Raw genomic sequence first — 15,536 nt, forward strand, 5'->3', positions numbered from 1 at the left:
GCCACGGTACGGTTCCCTTATGCGCCTGCGGTCTGTGACCACACTGCTCGCCACACTCGCCCTCGCCTTCGCCGTCCCCGCGACGGCCGAGGCGACCCCGGGTTCCGGGGTGACCGGCACGATCCTGAAGCAGAAGACGGTCGGGGACACCGACTACGTCCTGCGCGAGGTCGTCATCCAGCCGGGCGGGTACACCGGCTGGCACTACCACGACGGCACGCTCTACGCGTACGTCAAGGCGGGCACGCTGACGCACAACTCGGCCGACTGCGGGCTCGACGGCCTGTACCGGCGGGGCGTGGCCTTCACCGAACCGAGCGACACCGTCCACATCGGACGGAATCTTGGCGCGTCCACGGTGGTGCTGGAGGTGCTCTACGTGCTGCCGCACGGGAGTCCGCTCTCGCAGGACGCGCCGAACCCGGGATGCCCCTTCTAGGCACCGAACCAGCTCGCGACGTCGAGGCGGAAGCCGTCCGACGGCGCCATCGCGCGAAGATCGGCTTCCAGCGCGCGAACCCTGTCGGCACCCAGGGTGCCGACCCACTCCTTGCGCAGCTTCTCGAAGATCATCGCGGACCGGCGCAGTGAGTCGACCCCGCGCGCGGTGAGGCGCACGATCTTGCGCCGCGCGTCGGCCGGGTCGTCGACGCGTTCGACGTAGCCGAGCTGCTCCAGCTTGTCGACGGTCTTGCCCGCCGCCTGCTTGGAGACCCCGAGGCGCCGTCCGATCTCGCTCGCCGTCGCGCCGTCGCGGCCGACCGCCTGCATGGCGAAGCCGTACACCGGGCGGACGTCGGGATGCCCCTGCTCGGCCAGTTCGGCGTGCAGGCGGTCGATGATCGAGCGGAAGCCCGCGAACAGCAGGAGCGGCAACTCGAACCCGGGAGGGTCGGGAACCCCCTTGCCAACTTCGACAACTTGGTTTACCTTTTCGTCAACCACGTTGACCATCTTAGGGGGTCCCCTTGTTTACCGACCACACCGTCGAAACCGCTCCCGCCGCCTCCCGTCGCTCGATGGAGGCCACCATCCGGCACCTCGGCCACCTCCCCACCGCCGTCGCCCGGCTGGCGTCGTCACCGGAACTGCTCGACGGTTTCCTGAAACTCAGCGCGAGCTTCGAGCGCACGACCCTCGATCCGGTCGCGCGGGAGACGATCGTGATGACCGTCGCGACCCGCAACGAGTGCCACATCTGCGTCGAGATGCACACCGCCAAGCTGAAGGGACTGAACGCCGACGACGACGTCATCACGGCACTCCGGTCACAGGAGCCCGTGCCCGACGAGCGACTGGAAGCCATGCGGCAGTTCACGCTGGCGGTGCTCGAGACCGCCGGCGGCGTCGACGACGAGACGCTGAAGACCTTCTTCGGGCACGGGTACACCGAGCGGAACGCTCTCGAAGTCGTCATGGGCATCGGCGCGTACACGATGTCGACCCTGGCGAACAGGATGACCCGGGCCTAGCCGGGCGCTTTACGGGCGGACCCCGATCGCGTGTCCGTGGATGCCTCCTTTCCTACTCTCAAGGTAGGGAAGGAGGCCTTCACGGACTCTGTAGCTTTCCGTGATCGCCCCTCGTGGTCTGGATCACTCCAATGGCCGCCGATCTTGATGTATCTGGGCAGTCCCGACCGTCTCCTGTCTTGTGCAGCCGAAAGTTCGCCACCCGCGGCGCGGCGCACCGGCGGTCTGGCCTGCCGAGGGGGCAGACCAGACCGCCGAAACCGAAAACGTTCCACAGGCTTGGGGGTACGCGAAGGCCCTCTTCACCCGGTTGAGCCGGGCGAAGAGGGTCTTCACGTGCGTCGGGGCACCCGCATTCAGCCGACTGAATGCATGGGTGTCAGGCTTCGAGAGCCCAGCGCACATACCGCATCTTCGGCGCGAAGCCGGCCTTCTCGAAGATCCCGAAAGCCCCGGCAGGATCGGCGGAGTCCACGTTCAAGCTGGCACGGTCGTAGCCCTGACCCGCGGCCGCGCGCAACGCGTGTCCCATCAGCGCACTGGCGAGTCCCCGCTTCCGGTACTCCCGAACGGTTCCGATGACCATGAAGTGCGCGTCACGGATCCCGGTGGCCTCCGTGTCGGCCTCCCACCACATGGTCACCAGCACACTCACCGGAGCCCCGGTCGCCGCCTCCCGGAGCAGGAAACTGACCTCGGGCCGGAAGGTCTGGTTGGTGATCTTGTTCCGCCAGAGATCGACGGGCATGGGCACCGCACCCCAGTAGTCCCGGTACGCCTCGTTCCGGACCGTGCGGAAGTCCTCGTCGTTCCGCTCCGACCACGGCTCCACCGCGAACCCGCCGGGGATCGCCGGGGCGTCCACCGCGCCGAGCGGATGCTCCATGCGCTGGAAGTAGCGGACCGGCGTGAAGCCCTGAGACCGGACGAGTTCGGCCAGGCCGGCGATGTGCTCCGGCCGGTTGACGTCGACCACCAGCTTCGACGACGGGTGGTGCAGGGCGTGCACCACCTTGGCCGCCGCCACCCCCGCTTCGACGAGCGCGGTGCCGAGGCCGCGACGGCGGTACGCGGGATGGACCCCGCCGTCCAGGAAGACCCGGTGGACCTCGTCCGCGGACGGCTTGTGGCGGATCTTCATGAACCCGGCCATCACGTCGCCGTCGAAGGCGGCGAGGCTCGCGCGCTCCAGGTCGGCGTACGGGTCGATCAGTTCCTGGAGGGTGTCCTCCTCGGTGTAGTTCTCACCGATGCGATCCACGGTCTCGATGGCGTTGAGGAGGTCGGCCGACGCCTTGGCGTCCTCGCGGCTGAGCGGCCGCCAGCTGAGGGAGTGATGCACGCGACGACAGTAGGCCCCCGCGCGGAGGCTGTCGCCGGGTTTTCGGTGGGCGCAGTAGGGATCGAACCTACGACCGCTCGGGTGTAAACCGAGTGCTCTCCCGCTGAGCTATGCGCCCGGGAGGTGACACCGCGAGGGTGCCACCGGTGAAGACTCAGGCCAGCGAGGCCACGGCCTTCTTCCACGCCTGCTGGTCACGCGCCTCGCCGGGCTGGTTGACCTCGGCGAACCGCACGACGCCGTCCTTGTCGATCAGGAAGGTCCCACGGGTGGCCAGGCCGGCCGCCTCGTTGAAGACGCCGTAGGCCTTCGCGACCTCACCGTGCGGCCAGAAGTCCGAAAGCAGCGGGAACTGGTAGCCCTCCTGCTCGGCCCACGCCTTGAGCGAGAACGGGGTGTCCACGGACACACCGATCACCTGGACGCCCTGACCGTCGTAGTCCGCGAACTCGTCGCGGAGCTGGCACAGCTCGCCGGTGCAGATACCGCTGAACGCGAACGGGTAGAACACGAGCAGGACCGGCTTCTCGCCCTTGAAGGACGACAGCGTCACGGCCTGCTTGTTGTAGTCGTTGAGCGTGAAGTCCGGGGCTTGCGATCCGACCTCGACGGCCATACCGGCGGTTTCCTCTCAAGAGCGAACAGGGGCCTGCGTCGACAACCCTATCGTGTCGATCGCAGGGCCTTCGAGGTCACCGCTTGGTCTTGGACGACTTCGGCGACACCAGCCGGGTGCCCGCCCACTTCGGGCCGGCGCTGATGTTGGCCGTCTGCGCCAATCCGACCTGCGGCACCGCTTCGGCGATCTCGCTCGGCTCGACGTGCCCGGGCTGTCCCGTCTTCGGGGTCAGCACCCAGATCACGCCGTTCTCGTTCAAGGGGGTCCGGACCTCGATCAGCGTGTCTCCGAGATCACCGTCGTCCTCGCGCCACCACAGCAGCACCACGTCGATGACCTCGTCGGCGTCCTCGTCGAGGATGTCACCGCCGATCTGCTCCTCGATCGCCGCACGAAGATCGTCATCGACGTCCTCGTCCCAGCCGATCTCCTGGACCACCATGTCCGGCTTGATCCCAAGCCTTTCGGCGACGCTGCTCTGATCAGCGTCTCCCGCGGCGACCACTGCTGTCACTCCTCCAACTACGACGGAGCGTGGTGTCGCCACGGCCGGATCGACCGGGCGGGCACCACACTCGGGTACACGATGCCCGTTAGCGAACACTGGTGAGGCGCTGCGCGCAACCGTCCACACCGGATCTTGAACAACTCGTGTCGCAGCGTACGGACATTCGGCCCAGTCGCGCGAGGTCAATTCAGGCGCACTTGGGCACCCCGGAGCACCCTGCTTTAGGGTGGGAGAGAAAACGCGCGCGCGGATACAGGCGCGCGCGAGGCGTGTCGCAATCGGGGCCGCGAACGTTACCGAGCAGTAGCGGTGACGCGAACGGAAGCCGAGTACGACGATGGAAGGCGAACACGCCCGCGTACGAGCACAACCAGCTACCACCTTTCGCAAGGAGACCCCTTGGCCCCGCAGAACGACGGCGCCTCCGGCAAGGAGACCCCGGCACGCGTCCGCGTCATCCGTGACGGATTGGCGGCGCACCTGCCCGACATCGACCCGGAGGAGACTGCCGAATGGCTGGACTCCTTCGACGAGGCGCTGGCCAGGGGTGGTCAGCAGCGCGCCAGGTACCTCATGCTGCGCATCCTCGAGCGGGCCAGGGAACGCCACGTCGGCGTTCCGGCGCTGACGTCGACCGACTACGTCAACACCATCCCCACCGAGAACGAACCCTGGTTCCCCGGTGACGAAGAGATCGAACGCCGCTACCGCGCGTACATCCGGTGGAACGCCGCGATCATGGTGCACCGCGCGCAGCGTCCCGGCGTCGGTGTCGGCGGGCACATCTCGACCTACGGCTCGTCCGCGGCGCTGTACGAAGTGGGCTTCAACCACTTCTTCCGCGGCAAGGACCACTCCGGCGGCGGCGACCAGATCTTCATCCAGGGGCACGCCTCCCCCGGCATCTATGCCCGCGCGTTCCTCGAGGGCAGGCTGACCGAGAACCAGCTGGACGGGTTCCGTCAGGAGTTCTCGCACGCCGGCGAGGGCGGCGGCCTGCCGTCGTACCCGCACCCGCGGCTGATGCCGGAGTTCTGGGAGAACCCCACCGTGTCCATGGGCCTCGGCCCGATGAACGCGATCTACCAGGCGCGATTCAACCGCTACCTGCGCGATCGCGGCATCAAGGACACCAGCGACCAGCACGTCTGGGCGTTCCTCGGCGACGGCGAGATGGACGAGCCGGAATCGCGCGGCCTCATCCACGTCGCCGCGGGCGAGGGCCTCGACAACCTGACCTTCGTGATCAACTGCAACCTGCAGCGGCTCGACGGCCCGGTGCGCGGTAACGGCAAGATCATCCAGGAGCTGGAGTCGTACTTCCGCGGCGCCGGCTGGAACGTCATCAAGGTCATCTGGGGCCGCGAGTGGGACTCGCTGCTGCACGCCGACCGTGACGGCGCGCTGGTCAACCTGATGAACACGACGCCGGACGGCGATTTCCAGACCTACAAGGCCAACGACGGCGCCTTCGTCCGTGAGCACTTCTTCGGCCGCGACCCGCGGACCAAGGAACTGGTCAAGGACCTCACCGACGCCGACGTCTGGAACCTCAAGCGCGGCGGGCACGACTACCGCAAGGTCTACGCCGCCTACAAGTCGTCGCTGGAGCACCACGGCCAGCCGACAGTGATCCTGGCGCACACCATCAAGGGTTACGGCCTCGGCCCGTCCTTCGAGGGCCGCAACGCCACGCACCAGATGAAGAAGCTCACCCTCGACGACCTCAAGCTGTTCCGGGACGCCCAGCGCATCCCGATCAGCGACGAGGAACTCGAGCGCGACCCGAAGCTGCCGCCGTACTACCACCCCGGCAAGGAATCGCCGGAGATCGAGTACATGATCGGCCGTCGCAAGGCGCTCGGCGGGTTCCTGCCGGAGCGCCGCCCGAAGGCCGCGAAGGCGCTCGTGCTGCCCGGCGACAAGGTCTACGAAGGCATCCGCAAGGGCTCGGGCAAGCAGGAGGTCGCCACCACGATGGCGTTCGTCCGGCTCGTCCGCGAGCTGGCGAAGGACTCCGAGATCGGCAAGCGGATCGTCCCGATCATCCCGGACGAGGCGCGCACCTTCGGTCTCGACTCGATGTTCCCGACGGCCAAGATCTACAACCCGCACGGCCAGACGTACACGTCGGTCGACGCGAGCCTGATGCTGGCCTACAAGGAGTCCGAAAAGGGCGTCATCCTGCACGAGGGCATCAACGAGGCTGGCTCCACCGCGTCGTTCACCGCCGTCGGCACCTCGTACGCCACGCACGGCGAGCCGATGATCCCGATCTACATCTTCTACTCGATGTTCGGGTTCCAGCGGACCGGTGACGGCCTCTACGCGGCGGCGGACCAGATGGCCCGCGGGTTCGTGCTCGGCGCCACCGCCGGCCGCACCACGCTGACCGGTGAGGGCCTGCAGCACGCCGACGGGCACTCGCTGCTGCTGGCGGCGACCAACCCGGCCGTCGTGGCCTACGACGCGGCGTGGTCGTTCGAGATCGCCCACATCGTGCGGGACGGTCTCCGCCGGATGTACGGCGAGACCGGGCCGGACGGCAACGGCGAGAACATCTTCTACTACATGACGATCTACAACGAGCCCTACCAGCAGCCCGCCGAGCCGGAGAACCTCGACGTCGACGGCCTGCTGAAGGGTCTGTACCGCTACGCCGACGCCCCGTCGGGCGACGGTCCGGAGGCCCAGATCCTGGTGTCCGGCGTCACCATGCCGGACGCGCTGCGCGCGCAGCAGATGCTCGCCGAGGAGTGGGGCGTCCGCGCGGCCGTGTGGTCGGCGACGTCGTGGACCGAGCTGCGGCGCGAGGCCGTCGCGATCGACCACGAGAACCTGCTCCACTCGGACGAGACCCCGCGTGTGCCGTACGTCACGCAGAAGCTGTCCGGCGCGAACGGGCCGGTCGTCGCGGTGTCGGACTGGATGCGCGCGGTGCCGGACCTGATCCGCCCGTGGGTGCCGACCGACATGCTGACTCTGGGCACCGACGGGTTCGGGTTCTCCGACACCCGCCCGGCCGCCCGGCGGAAGTTCCTGGTCGACGCGCAGTCGATCGTGGTCGGCACGCTGAGCGCGCTCGCCAAGCGCGGCGAGTTCGACCAGGCGAAGGTGGCGGAGGCGGCGCGCAAGTACCGCCTCGACGACGTCGCCGCCGCGGGTCCGCAGTTGTCGGACTCCGGTAGCGCCTGACGCTGAGATGAAGGGACCTTTCCTTGCAAATTTCGCAAGGAAAGGTCCCTTCATTGCGTCCGGCGGCGGACGAGCTAGGGTGATACATCGGATGTTTACGGAGAGGGTGAGCGAGTGTGACCAAGCGTCGACTGCCGAAGCCGAGTGAACTGAAGCAGATCCTGCGACCGAAGCCGATCGTGCTCAACCCCACCGACCGGCGGCTGGCGAGCGCGCACACGATCGCCGACCTGCGGATGATCGCCCGCAAGCGGACGCCTCGCGCGGCGTTCGACTACACCGACGGCGCCGCAGAACTGGAAGACAGCCTCCGCCGCGCCCGGCAGGCCTTCCGCAGCGTGGAATTCCACCCCAACGTCCTGCGCGGGGTGTCCGATGTGGACACGAGCAAGGAGATCCTCGGCAAGCGTTCGGCACTGCCGTTCGCGTTCGCGCCGACCGGCTTCACGCGGATGATGAACCACGAGGGCGAGTCCGCGGTGGGCCGCGTGGCGCAGCGCAACGGCATCCCGATGGGGCTGTCGACCATGGCGACCACGTCCATCGAAGACCTCGCGGCGGCCGCGCCGGAGGCCCGCAAGTGGTTCCAACTCTACGTCTGGCGTGACCACAAAGCGGGCGAAGATCTGATGAATCGCGCGTGGGCCGCCGGATTCGACACGCTCATGCTGACGGTGGACACCCCGGTCGCGGGCGCGCGGCTGCGCGACGTCCGCAACGGGCTGACCATCCCGCCCGCGCTCACCCTCAAGACGTTCGTCGACGGCGCGATGCATCCGGCGTGGTGGTTCAACCTGCTGACCACCGAGCCGCTCACCTTCGCGTCGTTGAGCCAGTTCGACGGCACGGTCGCCGAACTGCTCAACAAGCTCTTCGACCCGACCCTGAACTTCGACGACCTCGACTGGGTCCGCCAGACCTGGCCGGGCAAACTCGTGGTCAAGGGCATCCAGAACGTCGACGACGCGCGTGACGTGGTCAAGCACGGCGCCGACGCGGTCCTGCTGTCCAACCACGGCGGCCGTCAGCTCGACCGCGCGCCGACACCGATCGAGCTGCTGCCCGCGGTGCTCGACGAGATCCAGGGCGACGCCGAGGTGTGGGTCGACACCGGCATCCTCTCCGGCGGCGACATCGTGGCCGCGATCGCGCGCGGCGCCGACGCGGTGCTGATCGGACGGGCGTTCCTGTACGGCCTGATGGCCGGTGGCGAGCGTGGCGTCCAGCGGTGCGTGGACATCCTGCGCGCCGAGATGGTCCGGACGATGCAGCTGCTGGGCGTCCGCACCCTCGCCGACCTCAAGCCCTCGCACGCGACCATGCGCTGACCCTCACGCGTTTCGTCCTTTGGATGCGGTGGTTGGCGATACCAACTACCGCATCCAAAAGACGAAACGCGGGTCAGGCGGAGGCCGTGGTGGTGCTGGAGGGCGCGGTCTGGACCTGCTTCGCCGTCCGGTTCCAGCTCCACCAGCCGTGCACGACCAGCCCGGCGAACACGATGTAGACCGCGGCCGAGAAGTACAGGCCCGAGGAGAGCTGCAGCGGTACGCCGATCGCGTCGACGACCAGCCACACCAGCCAGAACTCGACGAGACCCGCGCCCTGCGCGGCGAAGGCGACCAGCGTGCCGACGAAGATCGCGGCGTCCGGCCACGGCGCCCACGAGGCGTCCAGCGCGTCGAGGACCAGCGCCATCGCGGTCGTGCCGATCGCGAACGCCCCGGCCATCGCCAGCCGCTCGGAGAGCCGTCCCTTGCGGACGACGACGCCGTAGACCGGGTCACTGCGGCGGGACCAGGCCCACCAGCCGTAGATCGAGATGGCGAGGATCGCGACCTGCCTGGTGGCGAGCCCACCGAGATGCGCGGAGACGTAGACCGAGAACAGCAGCACGGTGGCGCCGACCTGGACCGGCCAGGTCCACAACGTGCGGCGTTGCGCCAGGAACACCACGGCCAGCGCGAAGATCTGCCCCGCCAGTTCGGCGAAGGAGATCCACTGTCCGAGCACTGTGACACCGTTGTGCAGCAGGAAGTCCACGTCCGCACCCCTCTCCGTCTACCGCTCCAACATGCTCCGTCGCGGCGCCATTCCCTAGGGAGTGTGAGGTGCGGAACAGGCAGGCGGCTCGAGAGACGCTGAGGAGACCTCCCAGCGACGCGAAAAGGGCCCTCCACCGCGTGTTCCGCGGCGATGGGCCCCTTCGACTCCACGCGGGCCCGGTGCCTTCCTCGATCACCGGGCCCGCGGGATGCTCAGGAATCTACGCGACCGATGCCGACAGGCGAAGTCGGCGGCTCCGAACGGACCTCCCGGTTGCCGGAAGCCTGCCCGCGGGAGGCGGGCTCCAGCTGGTCCTGCAGGTTGGCGAGCCAGCCCTGCCAGCGGTCCTGCGCCGGCTTGATCAGGCCGCCGCCGAAGCCGACGACGATCACGCCGCCGATGGTGGCCAGCACGGTGATCAGGACCGGCCCGGTCACCGCCGTCGCGATGTTCACCTGGCCGAGCGCGGCGATGACGCCGAACGCCACGATCATCCAGTAGGCGATGGTGCCGAGCAGCCGTCCGGCCGGGCGGGCCGACAGCGCGCCGGTCACCAGGTCGCGGACGACCTTCGCGACGGCGGCCGCGACGATCACCAGCACCAGCGCCACCAGGATCCGCGGCAGGAACGCGATGATGTCGTTGAGCAGCGCGCTGACCGGATTGCTCTCACCGAATACGCCGAACGCGAGTTGCAGGGCGATCAGGAGAATGAAGTAGTACACGAGTTTGACGAGGATCCCGCCCGCGTCGACATTCGCTTGTTTGAGCGTTCCGGTGAGTCCGGTCTTCTCGATGAGCTTGCCGAAACCGATCTTCGACAGAACCAGTCCCAATGCCTTTGACACGGCCTTCGCGATCAACCAGCCGATGAGCAGGATGATCAGGAATCCGACCAGTTTCGGCACGAAGGTGGCGACAAGGTTCCATGCTTGCCCCAGACCGTCTTTCAGCTGCTCGCCCACGGCGAAATCCCCTCTCTGCGATCCGCGCCTGCCCCGGCGCGGCTTGCGAGGGATCGTTGATCACGGGCACCTCACCGGCAACTCGGCACCCCACGATCGAGTGAGTGAACTAGCGGGAAAAGATCCACAAGTCCCATACTTGTTCTACCGGTGGGGACCGGGGAGACGAGGCCGTCCGGCGCAGCGAAAAACGCTAGCGCCGGGCGGCCTCGAGTTTTATGCAAACACCTTTCACAATTCACCGCCGCGATCGGCGCATCGACTGTCCATTTCGGACGATCCGGACGTCGGGCCGCAGGACGACGGTCATCAGGGCACGGTCCGACTAGGATCGGCTGACCATGGCTGATGCGACTTCCGGACGGCGTGTGCCCAAGCACCACGGGCTGTCCGCCAAGACCCTCCGGCGGCTCGAGCACGCCTCCGGCCGGCTCGCGAGCGCGAGCGTGGCGGTGATGGAGGAGCGGCTGAGCTGGTTCGCCCGCCTCCCCGCCGACCAGCGCGCGAGCGTTCTGCTGATCACCCAAGCGGGTGCCGCCGGCTTCGTCGACTGGCTCCGCGATTCGAAAGAGGCGCTCTCCCTCACCACCGAGGCGTTCCGCGAAGCGCCCGCCGAACTGTCCCGCTGGATCAGCCTGCGGCAAGCGGTCGGCATGGTGCGGCTCGCGATCGAGGTGTTCGAGGAGCAGCTGCCGGAGTTCGCCGCGAACGAGGCGGAACGCGCCGCGCTGATCGAGGGGATCCTGCGCTACGGCAGGGAGATCGCGTTCGCCGCCGCCAACTCCTACGCGGCCGCCGCCGAGGCCCGCGGCGCCTGGGACGCGCGGCTGGAGGCACTGGTCGTCGACGGCATCGTCCGCGGTGACGCCGAGGAAGCGGTGCTCTCCCGCGCCGCCGCGCTCGGCTGGGATCCCGCGGCGCCCGCCACCGCACTGGTCGGGACGCCGACGTCGGACGATCCGCCGGCCGTCGTGTTCGAGGTCCGCAGCCGCGCCGCGCGCGTGGGGCGCCCTGTCCTTCTTTCGGTACAGGGATCGCGCCTGGTCGTGGTCGTCGCCGGTCCCACCGAGGGCAGTGTCAAGGACCGCGAGATCCTCACCAAGCTGTCCGTCGCCTTCGCCGAGGGCCCGGTCGTCGCCGGTCCGACGGTGCCCACCCTCGCCGAGGCGCACCACAGCGCGACCGAAGCGCTCTCCGGGCTGCGCGCCGTCGTCGGCTGGCCCGGTGCGCCGCGGCCCGCGAGATCGATCGATCTGCTGCCGGAACGCGCGTTGTCCGGCGATCCGGAGGCGGAACGCCTGCTCGTCGAGCAGATCGCGCGGCCGCTGGAGGAGGCGGGCCCGGCGTTGCTGCGGACGGTGGAGACCTACCTCGACAGCGGCGGCGTGCTGGAGACCTGCGCGCGGACGCTGTTCGTGCATCCGAACACCGTCCGGTACCGGCTGCGGAAGGCGGCCGAACTCACCGGCCGTCATGCCGCCGAATCGCGCGACGCCTGGGTCCTCAAGGTGGCCCTGACCGTCGGACGCCTGGCGCGCTCCCGCGGACTCTGGTGACTGGGTCGGGGTGGTCGTGAGTGGTAAGTGTCGTTAGAACGGCACTTAACACTCACGACCACCCCGACTCACCCCGTACTCGCGCCATTCCACCAGAACCCTGTGGTAACTCTGCGCAGTGACGGACTTCATAGGGAAAGCTGGTTGAACCCGACAAGGCTTTTGGGTTAAGCGCGGAGATCAGGAAGGCACTTTTGGAGGGTTCCGACAATTACGTCGGCAGGACTTGGTGAGCGTCGGCATCACGACCATGGTGGCCGAGAGTGTTCCCTAGTGGGGTGACAGCTGCAGTCCTCGCCCCCGGTCAGGGTTCCCAAGCCCCAGGCATGCTCTCCCCTTGGCTCGAGCTCGACGGCGCCCGCGCGCGCGTCGAAGCCTGGTCCGAGCGGGCCGGTCTCGATCTCGTCCGTCTCGGCACCGAGGCGGACGCCGAAGAGATCCAGGACACCGCGATCACGCAGCCGCTGATCGTGGCGCTGACACTGCTGGCTTTCGAGCACCTTCAGCGCGAGGCCCCGGTCGCCGAGGACGCACCGGTCGCCGGTCACTCCGTCGGCGAGCTGGCCGCCGCCGCGATCGCCGGGGTGCTGAGCGCCGAGGACGCCGTGGCGCTGGCCGCCGTCCGCGGCGCGGAGATGGCGAAGGCGTGCGCGCTGGAGCCCACGAGCATGGCCGCGGTCATGCTCGGCGACCCGGAGCAGATCGTCGCCTGGCTCGACGGCCATGGTCTCGCCGCGGCGAACCGCAACGGCGCCGGTCAGATCGTCGCCTCCGGTGCCGCCGACGCGATCGAGAAGATCGTGGCGGAGCCGCTGGAAGGCACCAAGGTCCGCGCGCTCAAGGTCGCGGGGGCGTTCCACACGTCGTACATGGCACCCGCGCGTGAGGCGCTGGCCGCGCACGCTGCGAAGATCACCCCGGCGGACCCCACGCGTCCGCTGCTGTCGAACGCCGACGGCCAGGTCGTCACCAGCGGGGCCGAGTACCTCGACCGGCTGGTCAAGCAGGTCACAAGTCCGGTGCGCTGGGACCTGACCATGGACGGGCTGGTTTCCTTGGGTGTCACTTCGACGCTCGAGCTGCCGCCCGCCGGCACGCTGACGGGTCTGGTCAAGCGACAGCTCAAGGGAACCGTGACCACCACCATCGCACTGAAGACGCCCGCCGAGCTGGCGAAGCTTCAGGGGCAGGAGGACGCTTCGTGACCGACCGATCCACCTTGCGGCAGGCGCCGGGCGCCGCCGGGACCCGCATCCTCGGTGTCGGGAGCTTCCAACCCGAGAAGATCGTGACCAACGACGATCTCTCGAAGATCATGGACACCAACGACCAGTGGATCCGCGAGCGGGTCGGCATCGTCGAGCGCCGGTTCGCCGAGAAGGACGAGTCGCTGGTCGACATGGCGGTCAAGGCGGGCACCGCGGCGCTCGCCGACGCCGGGGTGGATCCGTCCGAAGTGGACACGGTCATCCTGCCCAACTGCACGATGCCCACGCAGATCCCGAACGCCGCCGCCCAGGTGGCCGACCGGATCGGGATCACGCATCCGGCCGCGTTCGATCTCAACGCCGCCTGCGCCGGGTTCTGCTACGGCCTCGGTGTCGCGTCGGACCTCATCCGCGCGGGCAGTGCGAAGAAGGCACTCGTCATCGGCGCAGAGAAGCTCACCGACCACGTCGACCCGGTCGACCGCGCGAACGCGATCATCTTCGCCGACGGCGCGGGCGCCGCGGTGGTCGGCGCGGCCGACACCGCGCAGATCGGCCCGGTCGCCTGGGGCAGTGCCGGCGAGCACGTCGACCTCATCTACATGCGCGACGACAAGTGGATCTACCAGGAGGGCCAGTCGGTCTTCCGGTGGGCGACCACCCAGATCGCGCCGATCGCGCTGCGGGCACTGGAACTGGCCGGGCTCGAACCGTCCGATGTGGACGTGCTGATCCCGCACCAGGCCAACCTGCGCATCGTCGAGGCCATCGCCAAGAAGCTGCGCGCCAAGGGCGCCCGCGAAGACATGGTCGTGGCCGACGACATCAGGTACTCGGGCAACACCTCGTCCGCGTCCATCCCCCTCGCGCTGGACCACATGCGCAAGGCGGGCACCGTGAAGCAGGGCGACGTCGTACTCGCCGTCGGCTTCGGGGCCGGACTTTCCTACGCGGGCCAGGCCTTCATCTGCCCGTGATGAATACTTCCCCCGCGGGCACCGTGTCCGCGGGGCAGCCGAAAGCATCACCGAGAAGGGAACAACCAGTGGCAGACAACGCAGAGATCCTCGCCGGCCTCGCCGAGATCGTCGAAGAGGTCGCCGGTGTGGCGCAGGACGACGTGACCGCCGAGAAGTCCTTCGTGGACGACCTCGACATCGACTCGCTGTCCATGGTGGAGATCGCTGTTCAGGCCGAGGACAAGTTCGGCGTCAAGATCCCGGACGACGAGCTGGCGAACCTGAAGACCGTTGGCGACGCGGTGAACTACGTGTCCGCCAACTCCAAGTAATTCCCAGTTCTTGATTGGCGCCGACCTTGGGGAGACTCCAATGAGCAACATCGACGTCGTGATCACCGGGATGGGCGCCACCACGCCGCTCGGCGGAGACGTCGCGTCCACGTGGGACGGTCTGCTCGCCGGGGCGAGCGGGATCCGCCGCATCGAAGCCGACTGGGTCGACGAACTCGACCTGCCGGTGAAGATCGGCGCCATGCTCGCCGTGGACCCGTCCGAAGTCCTGCCCCGGGTCCAGGCTCGCCGCCTGGACCGCTGTGAGCAGGTGGCCCTCATCGCCGCCCGGCAGGCATGGGCGGACGCGGGCTTCACGCAGCCGACCGATGAGCATCAGGACGTCGTCCCCGAGCGCCTGGGGGTGACCATCGGCACCGGTGTCGGCGGTCCGGTCACCCTGATCTCCCAGAACGATCTTCTGCACAAGCAGGGACTCCGCAAGGTTTCCCCGCTGACCGTGCCGATGCTGATGCCGAACGGCCCCGCCGCACACGTCGGGATCGACCTGAAGGCCCGCGCCGGGGTGCACTCGCCCGCGTCGGCCTGTGCGTCGGGCGCGGAAGGCATCGCAGCCGGCTACGAGATGATCCGCTCGGGCCGTGCCGACGTCGTGGTCGCCGGTGGAGCCGAATCGTGCATCCACCCGATCACCCTCGCCGGCTTCGCGCAGGCGCGGACGGTGTCCACCCGCAACGACGAACCGGCGAAGGCGTCCCGGCCGTTCGACGTGAACCGTGACGGTTTCGTCCTCGGCGAGGGATCCGGCGTCGTCATCCTGGAGCGGGCGGACCGCGCCAAGGCCCGCAACGCGCGGATCTACGCGCAGCTGAGCGGGTACGGGATCACCTCGGACGCCTACCACATCACGGGTAACCACCCCGAGGGTATCGGCCAGATCGCCGCCATGCGGCAGGCGATGACGATGGCGGGGGTCTCCCCCTCCGACGTCGGCCACGTCAACGCGCACGCGACCTCGACGGTCGTCGGCGACGTCGGCGAGGCCGCGGCGATCCGCAACGCCATCGGTGACCACACCGTGGTGACCGCGCCCAAGGGCGCGCTCGGCCACCTGGTCGGCGGCGCGGGCGCGGTCGAGGGCATCGCCACGATCCTGGCCATCTACCACGGCCTGATCCCGGCGACGCTGAACCTCGAGGACCTGGACCCGAAGGTGCAGCTCGACGTCGTCTCCGGTGAGGCGCGCAAGGTCGAGCTGAGCGCGGCGATCAGCAACTCGTTCGGCTTCGGCGGGCACAACACGGCGCTGCTGTTCACTCCGGCGGCCTGAGGCTGGTTGCAAGTACGTGAAGGCCCCCTTCACTGCGTCTAGC

The 15,536-nt window shown here is 68.5% G+C and carries 15 protein-coding genes and 1 tRNA gene; 9 read left to right on the forward strand and 7 right to left on the reverse strand.

Annotated elements, in window-relative coordinates:
- The first annotated feature begins 19 nt into the window (after nucleotides 1–19).
- Nucleotides 20–439, forward strand: coding sequence for a cupin domain-containing protein (locus L324_RS25465; RefSeq protein ID WP_152546997.1), 420 nt, complete (start codon nucleotides 20–22; stop codon nucleotides 437–439).
- On the opposite strand, the gene L324_RS25470 is transcribed toward L324_RS25465, so the two are convergent.
- Nucleotides 436–954: a MarR family winged helix-turn-helix transcriptional regulator gene (locus tag L324_RS25470; RefSeq protein ID WP_037313768.1), complete on the reverse strand. Its 519-nt coding sequence runs from the start codon at nucleotides 952–954 to the stop codon at nucleotides 436–438. The two genes, L324_RS25465 and L324_RS25470, sit on opposite strands and share 4 nt — an antisense overlap.
- A gap of 14 nt (nucleotides 955–968) precedes the next feature.
- On the opposite strand from L324_RS25470, the gene L324_RS25475 reads away from it, so the two are divergent.
- Nucleotides 969–1,472: a carboxymuconolactone decarboxylase family protein gene (locus L324_RS25475; protein ID WP_037313770.1), complete on the forward strand. Its 504-nt coding sequence runs from the start codon at nucleotides 969–971 to the stop codon at nucleotides 1,470–1,472.
- Between the two features lie 379 nt (nucleotides 1,473–1,851).
- Here the strand turns inward: L324_RS25475 and L324_RS25480 are convergent, their stop codons facing one another.
- The 4 genes from L324_RS25480 to L324_RS25495 form a co-directional block, all read right to left on the reverse strand.
- A complete protein-coding gene (locus tag L324_RS25480) occupies nucleotides 1,852–2,814 on the reverse strand; it encodes a GNAT family N-acetyltransferase (protein ID WP_037313772.1) in 963 nt (320 codons plus the stop codon).
- Between the two features lie 46 nt (nucleotides 2,815–2,860).
- A tRNA-Val gene (locus L324_RS25485) sits at nucleotides 2,861–2,932 on the reverse strand.
- Between the two features lie 36 nt (nucleotides 2,933–2,968).
- Nucleotides 2,969–3,430: a peroxiredoxin gene (locus L324_RS25490; RefSeq protein WP_037313775.1), complete on the reverse strand. Its 462-nt coding sequence runs from the start codon at nucleotides 3,428–3,430 to the stop codon at nucleotides 2,969–2,971.
- 76 nt (nucleotides 3,431–3,506) lie between these two features.
- A complete protein-coding gene (locus L324_RS25495) occupies nucleotides 3,507–3,938 on the reverse strand; it encodes a DUF3052 domain-containing protein (protein ID WP_034311133.1) in 432 nt (143 codons plus the stop codon).
- 402 nt (nucleotides 3,939–4,340) lie between these two features.
- Between L324_RS25495 and aceE the strand changes: the two genes are divergently transcribed.
- Together aceE and L324_RS25505 are read left to right on the forward strand one after the other, a co-directional pair.
- A complete protein-coding gene (aceE, locus tag L324_RS25500) occupies nucleotides 4,341–7,136 on the forward strand; it encodes a pyruvate dehydrogenase (acetyl-transferring), homodimeric type (RefSeq protein WP_037313779.1) in 2,796 nt (931 codons plus the stop codon).
- A 116-nt stretch (nucleotides 7,137–7,252) separates the two neighbouring features.
- Nucleotides 7,253–8,464 (forward strand): alpha-hydroxy acid oxidase, encoded by a 1,212-nt coding sequence (locus tag L324_RS25505; RefSeq protein ID WP_037313781.1) that lies wholly within the window; start codon nucleotides 7,253–7,255, stop codon nucleotides 8,462–8,464.
- A gap of 73 nt (nucleotides 8,465–8,537) precedes the next feature.
- Here the strand turns inward: L324_RS25505 and L324_RS25510 are convergent, their stop codons facing one another.
- Together L324_RS25510 and L324_RS25515 are read right to left on the reverse strand one after the other, a co-directional pair.
- Nucleotides 8,538–9,179, reverse strand: coding sequence for a nicotinamide mononucleotide transporter family protein (locus L324_RS25510; protein ID WP_037313783.1), 642 nt, complete (start codon nucleotides 9,177–9,179; stop codon nucleotides 8,538–8,540).
- 215 nt (nucleotides 9,180–9,394) lie between these two features.
- Nucleotides 9,395–10,147, reverse strand: coding sequence for a mechanosensitive ion channel family protein (locus L324_RS25515; RefSeq protein WP_037313786.1), 753 nt, complete (start codon nucleotides 10,145–10,147; stop codon nucleotides 9,395–9,397).
- 341 nt (nucleotides 10,148–10,488) lie between these two features.
- On the opposite strand from L324_RS25515, the gene L324_RS25520 reads away from it, so the two are divergent.
- From L324_RS25520 to L324_RS25540, 5 genes are all read left to right on the forward strand, one after another.
- Nucleotides 10,489–11,703 carry a PucR family transcriptional regulator gene (locus L324_RS25520; protein ID WP_037313789.1) on the forward strand — a complete coding sequence of 405 codons (1,215 nt, stop codon included), beginning with the start codon at nucleotides 10,489–10,491 and terminating at the stop codon, nucleotides 11,701–11,703.
- Between the two features lie 278 nt (nucleotides 11,704–11,981).
- Nucleotides 11,982–12,908 (forward strand): ACP S-malonyltransferase, encoded by a 927-nt coding sequence (locus L324_RS25525; protein WP_268871958.1) that lies wholly within the window; start codon nucleotides 11,982–11,984, stop codon nucleotides 12,906–12,908.
- The gene (locus L324_RS25530; RefSeq protein WP_037313800.1) at nucleotides 12,905–13,888 is read left to right on the forward strand and encodes a beta-ketoacyl-ACP synthase III; all 984 of its coding nucleotides are present in this window, start codon (nucleotides 12,905–12,907) and stop codon (nucleotides 13,886–13,888) included. The genes L324_RS25525 and L324_RS25530 overlap by 4 nt, the downstream gene beginning before the upstream one ends.
- 68 nt (nucleotides 13,889–13,956) lie before the next feature.
- Complete coding sequence (locus L324_RS25535; protein WP_004559006.1) at nucleotides 13,957–14,202, forward strand: acyl carrier protein; 246 nt, start codon at nucleotides 13,957–13,959, stop codon at nucleotides 14,200–14,202.
- Between the two features lie 40 nt (nucleotides 14,203–14,242).
- Entirely contained in the window at nucleotides 14,243–15,493 is a 1,251-nt protein-coding gene (locus tag L324_RS25540) for a beta-ketoacyl-[acyl-carrier-protein] synthase family protein (protein WP_037313803.1), read from the forward strand.
- Nucleotides 15,494–15,536 lie beyond the last annotated feature (43 nt).

Origin of the sequence: Amycolatopsis orientalis DSM 40040 = KCTC 9412 (assembly GCF_000478275.1) — a bacterium.
Taxonomy (GTDB): Bacteria; Actinomycetota; Actinomycetes; order Mycobacteriales; family Pseudonocardiaceae; genus Amycolatopsis; species Amycolatopsis orientalis.